The sequence below is a fragment of the Streptomyces sp. NPDC060194 genome, assembly GCF_042728285.1.
GTDB lineage: Bacteria > Actinomycetota > Actinomycetes > Streptomycetales > Streptomycetaceae > Streptomyces.
Genome location: NZ_JBHWZH010000172.1, coordinates 1 through 10,751 on the forward strand (window position 1 = coordinate 1; position 10,751 = coordinate 10,751).

8 protein-coding genes are annotated in these 10,751 nt (G+C 73.6%); 4 read left to right on the forward strand and 4 right to left on the reverse strand.

Annotated elements, in window-relative coordinates:
• Positions 1-63: 63 nt before the first annotated feature.
• Positions 64-345 (reverse strand): hypothetical protein, encoded by a 282-nt coding sequence (locus tag ACFWEG_RS25855; RefSeq protein ID WP_387219643.1) that lies wholly within the window; start codon positions 343-345, stop codon positions 64-66.
• Between the two features lie 51 nt (positions 346-396).
• Positions 397-744, reverse strand: coding sequence for a hypothetical protein (locus ACFWEG_RS25860; RefSeq protein WP_387219646.1), 348 nt, complete (start codon positions 742-744; stop codon positions 397-399).
• Between the two features lie 172 nt (positions 745-916).
• Between ACFWEG_RS25860 and ACFWEG_RS25865 the strand changes: the two genes are divergently transcribed.
• A complete protein-coding gene (locus tag ACFWEG_RS25865; RefSeq protein WP_387219649.1) occupies positions 917-2,188 on the forward strand; it encodes an exo-beta-N-acetylmuramidase NamZ domain-containing protein in 1,272 nt (423 codons plus the stop codon).
• A gap of 55 nt (positions 2,189-2,243) precedes the next feature.
• Here the strand turns inward: ACFWEG_RS25865 and ACFWEG_RS25870 are convergent, their stop codons facing one another.
• Together ACFWEG_RS25870 and ACFWEG_RS25875 are read right to left on the reverse strand one after the other, a co-directional pair.
• Positions 2,244-3,377, reverse strand: a complete 1,134-nt coding sequence (locus ACFWEG_RS25870) for a glycerophosphodiester phosphodiesterase family protein (RefSeq protein WP_387219652.1) — start codon at positions 3,375-3,377, stop codon at positions 2,244-2,246.
• A gap of 160 nt (positions 3,378-3,537) precedes the next feature.
• Positions 3,538-5,961, reverse strand: a complete 2,424-nt coding sequence (locus ACFWEG_RS25875) for a polysaccharide lyase 8 family protein (protein ID WP_387219654.1) — start codon at positions 5,959-5,961, stop codon at positions 3,538-3,540.
• Positions 5,962-6,183: 222 nt separating this feature from the next.
• On the opposite strand from ACFWEG_RS25875, the gene ACFWEG_RS25880 reads away from it, so the two are divergent.
• The 3 genes from ACFWEG_RS25880 to ACFWEG_RS25890 all read left to right on the forward strand — a co-directional run bounded on the left by ACFWEG_RS25880 (position 6,184) and on the right by ACFWEG_RS25890 (position 10,589).
• Positions 6,184-7,239, forward strand: coding sequence for a LacI family DNA-binding transcriptional regulator (locus tag ACFWEG_RS25880; RefSeq protein WP_387219656.1), 1,056 nt, complete (start codon positions 6,184-6,186; stop codon positions 7,237-7,239).
• A gap of 110 nt (positions 7,240-7,349) precedes the next feature.
• A complete protein-coding gene (locus tag ACFWEG_RS25885; protein ID WP_387219658.1) occupies positions 7,350-9,134 on the forward strand; it encodes a glycoside hydrolase family 35 protein in 1,785 nt (594 codons plus the stop codon).
• A gap of 120 nt (positions 9,135-9,254) precedes the next feature.
• Positions 9,255-10,589, forward strand: a complete 1,335-nt coding sequence (locus ACFWEG_RS25890; protein ID WP_387219660.1) for an ABC transporter substrate-binding protein — start codon at positions 9,255-9,257, stop codon at positions 10,587-10,589.
• Positions 10,590-10,751: the final 162 nt, after the last annotated feature.

The window sequence follows — 10,751 nt, forward strand, 5'->3', positions numbered from 1 at the left end:
CCCCGCGCGGGGTGGCGGCCGGCCCGGTGCGACGGGGCGGTCCGGTGCGACGGGGCGGTCCGGTCAGCAGAACCAGCCGTTCTGGACCCAGCCGCGGCGGTTGATGTCTCCGTAGGCGAAGCCGTAGACCCAGTCGCCGCCGCCCTTCTCGACGAGGAAGGTCTGGCCGCGGTAGAGGGTGCCCATCCACGCACCGTGGGGGGCGGTCACGCGCACGAACAGGTCCTCGGCGCACACGGTCTCGCGCTGTCCGACCGTGCCGTCGGCCGCGGCGGCCGGCCCGGCGGTCAGGCCGGTGAGGATGGCGGCGAGGGCGAGGGCGGCGAGCCCGGCGGTTCGGGTCATGGGGGGATCACATCCGTTCCGGGAGGAGGGGGGAGGGGCCGGTCGCGGCGGTCACCAGGAGCCGAAGCCGCCCAGGCACTCGTTGCGGACGAAGCCCCAGTCGTTGGGGCCGAAGTCGAACGTGGCCGCCCAGCCGTTGTAGACGGGGTGCGCACCGCGGGTGTGGCCGACCTTGTCGCCGCGGTACAGGGTCCGCTTGAGGCCGACGGGGCCGGAGGCGCTGTCGTAGTTCGCGTAGAAACTGGCGCTGTCGCAGACGATGACCGCGTGCGTCGGCACGGTCGGCTCGGCGTGCACGGCAGCGGCGCCCGTCAGCAGGAGCGCGGTGGTGAGGGAGAGGACGAGGGCGCCGCGGTGGGGCGCGGAGGGGGAGGCGCCGGCTCGTTGTGTCGTGGACATGGCGTTCATGGTGGGGCACGGGAGGCCGTCCCGTCGAGGGCAACCGGCCGGCCGGGCGTCCTGCCATTGGTGCCGCCAATGGCAGGCGCGCGGCGCCCTTGACCTGGGCGGGGTCGGGGCCGTCGACTGGCCGCGCACGCCCTTGTCCGCAGCGCGAAGGAGACGCACCACCGTGAGACGACGAGACCTGCTGACCGCCTCCGCCGCCCTGGCCGCCGTACCCGTTGTGGGTGGCGAGGCCGTCGCCGCGCCCGGGCGGCCGCAGGGGCGGCGGGTGCGGACCGGGTTCGAGGAGCTGCGAGACGGCGGCTACCGGACGCTCGCGGGGCAGCGGGTGGGGGTGGTCTCCAACCCGACGGGCGTGGACGCGGAGCTCGGGCACGTCGTGGACGCGATGGCGGCGAGCGAAGTGGTCGACCTGGTCGCCGTGTTCGGGCCCGAGCACGGGTTCCGGGGGACGTCGCAGGCCGGCGAGGGCGAGGACTTCTTCACCGACGCGAAGACCGGTCTGCCGGTGTACAACGCGTACAACAGCGCCACCACGATGGCGTCCCTCTTCCGCGAACTGCGCCTGGACACCGTGGTGTTCGACATCCAGGAGATCGGGGCCCGGTTCTACACCTACATCTGGACGATGTACCTGGCGCTGGAGGCGGCGGCCGAACTGGGCCTGCGCTTTGTGGTGTTGGACCGGCCGAACGTGCTCTCCGCCGAGGACGCGCACGGGCCGGTGCTGCACCCGGAGAACGCGAGCTTCGTCGGGCTGAAGCCGATCGCCCAGCAGTACGGCATGACCATGGGCGAGTTGGCCGGCCTGTTCAACGCGGTGTTCGTGCCCGAGGCGACCGGCGGCAGGCGCGCCGAGCTGCACGTGGAGCGGATGACGGGGTGGAAGCGGCGGATGCGGTTCGCGGAGACGGGGCTGCCGTGGGTCCCGCCGTCGCCCAACATGCCGACCGTCGCGACGGCCGAGGCGTACGTCGGCACGTGCTGGTTCGAGGCGTCGGCGCTGTCGGAGGGACGGGGCACCACGATGCCGTTCCAGCTGATGGGCGCGCCGGGCATCGACCACCGGTGGCAGGAGGCGCTGAACGCGCTCGGCCTGCCGGGGGTGAGGTTCCGGGAGGCGTACTTCAACCCGACGTTCTCCAAATGGGCGGGGAAGACGTGCGGGGGTGTCGAGCTTCAGGTCACCGACGCGGAGCAGTTCGACCCGATCCGGACAGCGCTGAGCATGCTCAGGGAGCAGCGCAGGTTGTTCCCCGAGCACGGCTGGCGGAGTCAGGACGGCGGGAGCGCGTACTGGCTGGACAAGCTCAGCGGCAACCGGGCGGTGCGGCGGGCGATCGAGGCGGGGGCGTCCGTCGACGACGTCGTGGGGCTGTGGCAGGACGACCTGGCGGCGTTCCGCGCGGTGCGCGGGCGGCATCTGCTGTACCGGTGAGCGACACCCGGCGCGCACCGTGCCCGCAGGCCTTCCACGGAGGCTTTCGCGCGGGTCAGCGGCGCGGTGCCGGGTAGGCGCGGGGCAGGCGCATCCCCCGGTCCGCCAGGATCTCGCGCACGCGGTCCGGGTAGTCGGTGATGACGCCGTCGACGCCCATGTCGACGAGCCGCTCCAGGGTGGCGGGGTCGTTGCACGTCCACGGGACGACCTTCAGGCCGCGCCGGTGGGCGTCGGCGATCATCTTCCGGTCGGGGTAGAAGCGGAAGGCGGGGTCGGCGACCGTGCCGTTCTGCGGGAAGCCGTAGTTCGGGGACAGGGTCGTGACGCCGGGGATCGCGTCGGCCGCCCGGACGAAGTCGCCGCCGTAGTCGTCCGCGTCGATGCCGCCGAGCCAGGGTGAGGCGCCGGGCTGCCCGACCTGGAGGAAGTCGTAGTTGGTGAGGGCCACCAGCGGGTACCTGGGCGCGAGCCGGTGCATCAGCCGCAGGGACCCCCAGTCGAAGGACTGCACGGTGGCCTGCCGCTCGATGCCCGAGCGGCGGATCTCCTCGAAGACGCGGCGGACGAACACCTCCCGCGGCGCGGTCTGTTCGGGGGCGCCGGCCTCGACCTTCGTCTCGATGTTGAGCTTCACGTGGTGGGCCCGGTAGTGCTTGACGAGGGCGAGGACGTCCTTCAGCTCGGCGAGGCGGTTGCCCGCGACCACCTCCTGCTCCGGGTACCCGGGCAGCTGCTGGAAGCCGCAGTCCATCGTCTTGACCTGGGCCAGCGTGAGGTCCTTGACGTACTTGCCCACGTACGGAAAGGCCGGGTCACCGGGCGTCACCGGAGCGGTGTCCCGGCACTTCACGGCACTGACCTTGCGGTCGTGGGTGACGACGACCTTCTCGTCCCTGGTGACCTGGGTGTCCAGCTCCAGGGTGCTCACCCCGAGCTCCAGCGCCTTGGCGAAGCCCGCCGGCGACTCCTCCGTGGTCAGGCCGAGGCCGCCGCGGTGGGCCTGGAGGTCGAAGGCGCGGCGGTGCTGCGCGGCAGGGCCCGCGAGGGCGGCGGGCGTCGCATGGGCGGCAGGGCCCTCGGGAGCCGCGGGCGTCGCGAGGGCGGCGGGCGTCGCGTGGGCGGCGGGCGTCGACACGGCGAGCGCGGAGAGAGCGGTCAGGCCGACGAGGGTGTGCCGTAGGGACATCGCTGCCTCTTCCGGATCGGGCGGTGCGGGGAGGACGGGCTCGTGCAGCGAAGCCTCCGGGGGCGACGGGGACGCGTCGCCGGTGTGAGGGCGGTGTGAAACCTCGCCGAACGGCCGCGCCCGCCGGGCCGTTGCCGCCGGCCCGGCCGCCGCTCCCGGCTCAGGCCAGGCGGACCGTGGTGCGGTGGACGGCGCCGAGGGTGCCGGGCGTGATGCGGAGCTTCAGGGAGGGGCCGGTCGACAGGATCTGGACGGAGGGGTCCTTCGCGGTGACGGAGGCGGCGGGGCGGTTCCAGGTGAGGTCGACGGTGGTGCCGTCGCGCAGGGGGGCGGACAGGCAGAGGGTGGCCGTCGTCGCGGTCTCGCGGATCATGACGGAGGCGGGGGCGCTCGCCGTCAGGTCGCCGACGGTGCCGGCGAACCAGAAGTTGACGCCGGTGAAGCCCGCGGAGGGGACGCGGACGCCCTGCTGGTCGTCGGTGTTGGCGAGGACGGTGAGCCAGTCGGTGTCGGCGGCGCGGGCGGCGGTCTGCGACTCGGAGGCGCCGGGCATCAGGAGGTAGGCGTAGGTCGCGTCGGTGGGGTCGGTGCCGTGGTCGCACCACAGGGTGAGGTAGCGGCGGGTGACGGACGTGGTGGTCGCGGCCTTGTTGATGTCGGACCAGGCGCCCGTGCGGGCCTGGCGGGCGGCCCTGACCGTGGCCCCGCCGGGGAAGACGTAGCCGCCGTGGCCGGCGAGGTGGGCCCAGCGGGTGGCGGGGAGGGTGGCGCTCCAGCCGGGGGTGGCGGGGTGGACGGTGCCGTCGGCGGTGAAGCGGTGGACGCCGTTCGCGCCGAGGTTGCGGTTCTCGACGGTCGTCTCGACGGCGGTGCCGTCGCGGCCGTGGATGCCGGCGCCGAGGCAGACGACGGTGTCGTCGAGGAAGAACCAGGACTTCTTGGCGAGGAGGGTGGAGGACAGGCCCTTGAGGTACTGGCCTACGGCGGCGTGGGTGCCGTCGCTCGCGCCGCCGACCCAGCGAGCGTCGGGGCGGGCGGCGCCCCAGGGGCCGCCGGCGGCGTCCGCGAGCGGCGTGCGGGAGGCGGTGGTGCCGGGCAGGCGGTAGGGGTCGACGGTGGGCCAGAAGTCGTCGCTGTACTGGCCGTTGGCGTAGTCGGAGCCCCACCAGTAGAGCATTCCGGAACCGCTGTGCCAGGCGCGGAGGTTCTCCTCGTTGCCGGTCTCGTAGTAGGTGATGCGGTGCGAGGCCATGGCGAGGGAGGCGGCCCAGCCGGGGCGGCGGTGGACGGCGCGGTCCATGCCGGGGAAGAGGCGGTGGCCGACGGGTTCGGGGGCGGCGGTGGCGGGGCCGTCCGCGACGGCCTGGAGCCGGGCGAGTTGGGCGACGCCGAGCTGCGGGCTGGTGAGGAGCGGGCTGTAGTAGTCGCGGGCGATCCAGCCCTTGACCATGCCGTCCCAGCGCGCCTTCTCGGTGGCGGAGGCGCTGCGGGCGAGCAGCGCGACGCAGGCGATGATCGCATGGCCGCGCAGGTGGTCGTCCTGGCGGACCTTGCGGGGGTCGGCCTTCTGGACGCCCCGGCTGATGGCGCGGCCGGAGACGGCGTCCATGGCGAGGCCGTTGAAGAGGAAGGGGGCGTAGGCGTTCTCGACGGAGTCGAGGACGACCTGGCGGCCGGGGTCGGCGACCTCCCAGGTGGAGCCCTTGAGGAGGGCGAACAGGAGGGCGAGGCCGCCGAGCATCACCGCGCCGTAGGAGCCGGCGTAGGGGACGTAGGTGTGCTGGACGAAGCTGCCGTCGGCGTAGAGGCCGTCGCCGGAGGTGACGAGGGGGAAGACCGGGGAGAGCGCGTCGCGGGCGAGGGCCAGCTTGGCGGGGGTGCGGCCGAGGACGCCGCGCAGGGCGAGGACGCGGCAGAGGTCGACGCGGTTGGCGCCGGTGGAGGTGCCGGTGTAGTTCGCGACGGCGCTGTCGGGGACGAAGTGGTCGACCGCCGCGCAGGTGCGGTCCAGGCGGGTGGCGCCGAGCTGGTCGTGGAGCAGGACGCAGAGGTCGAGCAGGGCCTGCGGGATGCCGATCTGCCAGTTGTACCAGTTGCCGTAGCGGGTGCGGCCGGCCCGGTAGGCCTGGGTGTGGAGGTGGTCGACGCCGGTGAGGACCGCGTCGAGCAGGCCGGGGTCGCCGGTGAGGCCGTTGCCGGGTTGGGCGAAGGCCTCGGCGAGGGTGCGCAGGCGCTGGTAGCTGAGCTGGAGGTTACCGGAGAAGGTGTAGGACTCCGCGTCGGTGTCGGGCTCGGGGTCGGCGAAGGGGAGGTCGGGCCAGAGGGAGCCGGTGGCGGGGGACATCGACGAGCGCAGGGCGGTGGCCGAGGCGCCGAGGTCGGCGAGCTTCGCGGCGTAGGGGGCGGCGGCGGGGTCGAAGCCGGTGCCGAGGATCAGGTCGCGCCAGGTCGCGCGGAGGGTGTCGTAGGCGTCGGCGGCGTGGGCGGGGGTGATGACGGCGAACGGGACGGTGGCGGTGGTGGCGAGGGCGGTGCGCAGCAGGGCGCGGCGGGAGAGGAAGAGGGCGGGCAGGGAGGCGGGCATGGCGGAGGAACCTCCGGGGGTGGGGTGCGGCGCTGGACCCGGGACCACGGTGGGTGTGCTGGAGGTCGGGTGGACGGTTTCTAGCACGCTCGAACAGGAAACAGCAATGAATCGAACCGACGATGCCTCTTATGATTGTTCGATCAGAAACGTGCACGGGCGATCAGGCGGGGCTAGACTGCCCGGCGACGGCTCGGGTCGAGAACGAGGGGGCTGCGGCGGATGCATGCCGAGGAGAGGCATCAGGCGCTGTTGGGGCGGCTGCGTGAGAAGGGGTCGGTGCGGGTCACCGACTTCGCGGAGGAGTTGGGGGTCTCCCCCATCACCGTCCGGCGGGACGTGGAGAGCCTGGCCGAGCGGGGACTGCTCGCGCGGGTGCACGGCGGGGCGGTGCTGCCGCAGGAGCGGGCGGCGGGCACGCCGGCCCGGGTGCGGTCCGGGTCGGAGGGGCTGGTGTTCGGGCTGATCGTGCCGGCCGCGGACTACTACTACCCCGAGGTGATCAAGGGGGCGCACGAGGCCGCCGCGCGGCTGGGGGTGCGGCTGGTGCTCGGCATCTCGCAGTACCGGCACGAGGAGGAGCGGGCGCAGGCCGAGCGGATGCTGGCCGACGGCATCGACGGGCTGCTGGTCACCCCGTGCGGTCCGGCCGCCGGGCAGTCGTGGCTCGCGGGGCTCCCCGTCCCCTACGTGCTGGTGGAGCGGCGGCCGGGCGACGAACTGCTCGACGCCGAGCGGGTCGTCACCGACCACGTGTACGGGGCGGGGATCGCCGTACGGCATCTGGTGGCGGCGGGGCGCGACCGCGTCGGGCTGATGCTGCGGGACGACAGTCCGCACGGGGCGCAGGTGCTCGCCGGGTACCTGGCGGGGCTGGAGGCGGCGGGGCTCGGCGCGCCGGAGCCGGGTCCCCTCCGGCTGCCGCCGCCGGCCGGCGACGCGGCCGAACGGGAGCGGCTCCTCGACGCGTTCGCGGACGCGGTGGAGGGCGGGCGGCTGGACGCCGCGCTCATCCACAACGACCACGACGCGCTCGTGCTGCTGCAGCGGCTGCGGGCGCGGGGGGTGGAGGTGCCGGGCGCGGTCGCGATCGTCGCCTACGACGACGAGGTCGCCTCGCTCGCCGACATCCCGCTGACGGCCGTCGCGCCGCCGAAGCAGGCCGTGGGGGCGGCGGCCGTGGACCTGCTCGCGGAGCGGCTGGCGGAGCCGGGGCGGGCGCGGAGGCGGCTGGCGATCCTGCCGGAACTGCACGTCAGGGCGTCGAGCACGGGCTGAGGCGGGGAGCGGCGGGCCGGTTCCGGGGCGCGGGAGCGCGGCGGCCTCCCGGAGCCGTGTCGGACGCCCAGGCTTGTTCATTTATCGACAGATCGACAGGAAGATCCCTCATGTTCGTCATCTCGCCCGAGGGGTTCTCCCTCGACGGCCGGCCCCTGCGCGTCCTGTCCGGCGCGCTGCACTACTTCCGCGTCCTGCCCGAGCAGTGGCCGCACCGGCTGCGGATGCTGCGGGCCATGGGGCTCAACACCGTGGAGACGTACGTCCCGTGGAACCTGCACGAACCGCGGCCGGGCGTCCACGACTTCGACGGCATCGCGGACCTGGACCGGTTCCTGCACGCCACCCGCACGGCCGGCCTGCACGCGATCGTCCGCCCGTCGCCGTACGTCTGCGCGGAGTGGGAGAACGGCGGGCTGCCGTGGTGGCTGCTCGCCGACCGGGACGTGCGGGGGCTGCGCTGCCAGGACCCGGCGTACCTGGACCACGTCGACCGATGGATGGACCGGCTGGTGCCGGTGCTGCTGCCGCACCAGGTCACGCGGGGCGGGAACGTGCTGATGATGCAGGTGGAGAACGAGTACGGCTCGTACGGCACCGACGCCGGGTACCTGCGGCACCTCGCGGACGGGTTGCGCGCGCGGGGCGTGGACGTGCCGCTGTTCACCTCGGACGGACCGGACGACTTCTTCCTGACCGGCGGCGCCGTGCCGGAGCACCTGGCGACGGTGAACTTCGGCAGCCGGGCGAAGGAGGCGTTCGCCGACCTGCGGAGGCTGCGGCCGGACGACCCGGCGATGTGCATGGAGTTCTGGTGCGGGTGGTTCGACCACTGGGGCGCCGAGCACGTGGTCCGCGAGCCGGGGGACGCGGCGGGGACGCTGGCGGAGATCCTGGCGGCCGGGGCGTCGGTCAACCTGTACATGGCGCACGGCGGCACGAACTTCTCCACCTGGGCGGGCGCGAACACCAAGGACCCCGCGACCGGCGCCGGCTATCTGCCGACGGTGACCTCCTACGACTACGACGCGCCGATCGACGAACGGGGCGCGGCGACGGAGAAGTTCTTCGCGTTCCGGGAGGTGCTGCGCACCTACGCGGACGGGCCGCTGCCCGAACCCGAGCCGCCGGCGGCGCTGTTGCCGCCGGGCCGGGTCGAACTGACCGAGCGGGTGCGGTTGCTGGACCCGGCGGTGCTGCACGCCGTCGCCGGAGACGAGGTGCGGGCGCCGCTGCCGCCGTCGTTCGAGGAGCTGGGGATCGGGCACGGGCTGGTGCTGTACGGCTCGCGGATCCCGGGGCCGCGAGGGAAGTACCCGCTGTCGGTGCAGGGGTTGGGCGACCGGGCGCACGTCTTCCTCGACGGCCGGTTCGCGGGCGTCCTGGAGCGGGACGCGGCCGACGGCCTGCCGGACGTGGCCGTCCCCGGCGGGTCCGTGGACGTCGAGCTGCTCGTGGAGTCCATGGGGCGGGTCAACTACGGGGCCGGACTCGGCGAACGCAAGGGCGTGGAGCGGGTGCTGCACACCCAGCAGCTGCTGCACGGGTGGACGGCGCGGGCCGTGGAGCTCGGGCACGGCACGCCGGAGCGGCTGCCCTGGGCGGGCGGGACCGCCGCGGAGGGCCCGGGGCCGGTGTTCCTGCGGGGCTTCCTGGACGTGCCCGAGCCGGCGGACGCGTATCTCGCGCTGCCCGGGCTGCGGAAGGGGTACGTCTGGGTCAACGGCTTCTGCCTGGGGCGGTACTGGCAGGAGCGGGGGCCGCAGCGGACGCTGTACCTGCCGTGGCCGCTGCTGCGGGCGGGGCGGAACGAGATCGTGGTGCTGGAGCTGGACGGGACGCCCGACGGGGTGGAGCCGGCGGTCGTGCTGTGTGACGCACCCGAGCTCGGATGACTGTTCGTTTCTGATCGATTGTTCATACAGTCTTGACGCTGATCGGTTCTGGCCGAAAGATGTGCTTCACCTCGCCGCCCGCGCCTCTCCGCCGGGCCGACTCCCCGTAGGAGCAGCGCAATGAAGCACGCCTCCCGTACGTCCTCCCTGGCCCTGACCGCCGCCGTCGCCTCGCTCGCCGTCCTCGCGACGGCGTGCGGCGGCGGGGACGGGGACACGGCCGCCGACAAGGGCGGCACCGGGTCCGCCGACCGGCCGGTCGCGATCACCTACTGGTCCTGGATGCCCGGCACCAAGGAGATGGCGGCGGCGTTCAACGCCTCGCACCCGGACATCGAGGTGACCTTCGCCGAGATACCCGCCGGGCTCAACGGCGGATACGACAAGGTCGCCAAGGCGGTGAAGGCCGGCAACGCGCCCGACGTCGTCAACGTCGAGTACCAGGCCCTGCCCGACCTCGTCACCCAGGGCCTGCTGCGGGACTCCTCCGCCGAACTCGGCGCGTCGGTGAAGGAGTACGCGCCGGAGTCCGTCCGGAACCTGGTCACCCTCGGCGGCAGGACGTGGGCGGCCCCCTACGACGTCGGCCCCCAGACGCTGTACTACCGCACCGACCTGTTCGAGAAGTACGGCGTCGAGGTGCCGAAGACCTGGGCCGAGTTCGAGACGGCCGCGAAGAAGGTCAAGGCGGCGTCGAAGGGCAAGGCGCGGCTGCTCGACTTCTGGGGCGACGACACCGCCACCTGGGCCGGTCTCGCCCAGCAGGCCGGCGCGAAGTGGTACGGCTCGAAGGGCGACGCGTGGACGGTGGACATCGCCGGACCCGCCACCAGGAAGGTCGCCGACTACTGGAAGAGGCTGGTGCAGGACGACCTGGTCCTCAACCACAAGGCGTGGAGCCCGGAGGCGACCAAGGCCGTCACGGACGCGAAGGCGATCGCCCTGCTCGGCGCGTCCTGGAGCGCGGGCTCGGTGAAGACCACCTACCCCGGTCAGGCGGGCAAGTGGGCGGAGGCCCCGCTTCCCCACTGGGGCACCCCGGCGACCGGTGCGGTCGGCGGGACGGCCTTCGCCGTCACCAAGGACAGCGCGAAGGCCGCCGCGGCCGCCGAGTTCATCACCTGGGCCACCACCGACCAGGCGGCGGTGAAGGCGCGGCTCGCGGCCGGCACCTCCAGCGGTCTGCCCGCCGCCGAGGCGCTGCGGGACACCGCCAAGTCCACGTTCGACGCGTCGTTCTTCGGCGGTCAGGACATCTACGCCGTCGCCGGTGCGCAGGTGGAGAACATCGCAGAGGGCTGGAGCTGGAGCCCGGTGCACAACTCCACGACGATGACGATGCAGGCGGAGTTCGGCAAGGCGCAGAAGAACGGCGAGTTCTGGGCGGCGTTCGAGGCGGGGCAGACCGCGGCGGAGAAGGCGATCGAGGACCGGGGGCTGAAGCTCGCCGAGTGAGCCGCCGCTGATCCCGCCCGCCACCACCGGGCCGGACGGGGCCGCCGGGGGGGGGCGGTGAGGCGCGCCCCCGCGGGCCCCCGGGGCGAGGGGGCCCCCCCGCAAGACGAACGGGGGGGTATTAAAAACAGACGCGGGCCGCGCTAGTGGGGGGGTGGGTAT

What these genes read in the sequence shown, in the direction of transcription:
- ACFWEG_RS25855 (WP_387219643.1), bottom strand. Translation starts at nt 345, where the DNA reads ATGACCCGAACCGCCGGGCTCGCCGCCCTCGCCCTCGCCGCCATCCTC.
- ACFWEG_RS25860 (WP_387219646.1), bottom strand. Translation starts at nt 744, where the DNA reads ATGTCCACGACACAACGAGCCGGCGCCTCCCCCTCCGCGCCCCACCGC.
- ACFWEG_RS25870 (WP_387219652.1), bottom strand. Translation starts at nt 3,377, where the DNA reads ATGTCCCTACGGCACACCCTCGTCGGCCTGACCGCTCTCTCCGCGCTC.
- ACFWEG_RS25875 (WP_387219654.1), bottom strand. Translation starts at nt 5,961, where the DNA reads ATGCCCGCCTCCCTGCCCGCCCTCTTCCTCTCCCGCCGCGCCCTGCTG.
- ACFWEG_RS25880 (WP_387219656.1), top strand. Translation starts at nt 6,184, where the DNA reads ATGCATGCCGAGGAGAGGCATCAGGCGCTGTTGGGGCGGCTGCGTGAG.
- ACFWEG_RS25885 (WP_387219658.1), top strand. Translation starts at nt 7,350, where the DNA reads ATGTTCGTCATCTCGCCCGAGGGGTTCTCCCTCGACGGCCGGCCCCTG.
- ACFWEG_RS25890 (WP_387219660.1), top strand. Translation starts at nt 9,255, where the DNA reads ATGAAGCACGCCTCCCGTACGTCCTCCCTGGCCCTGACCGCCGCCGTC.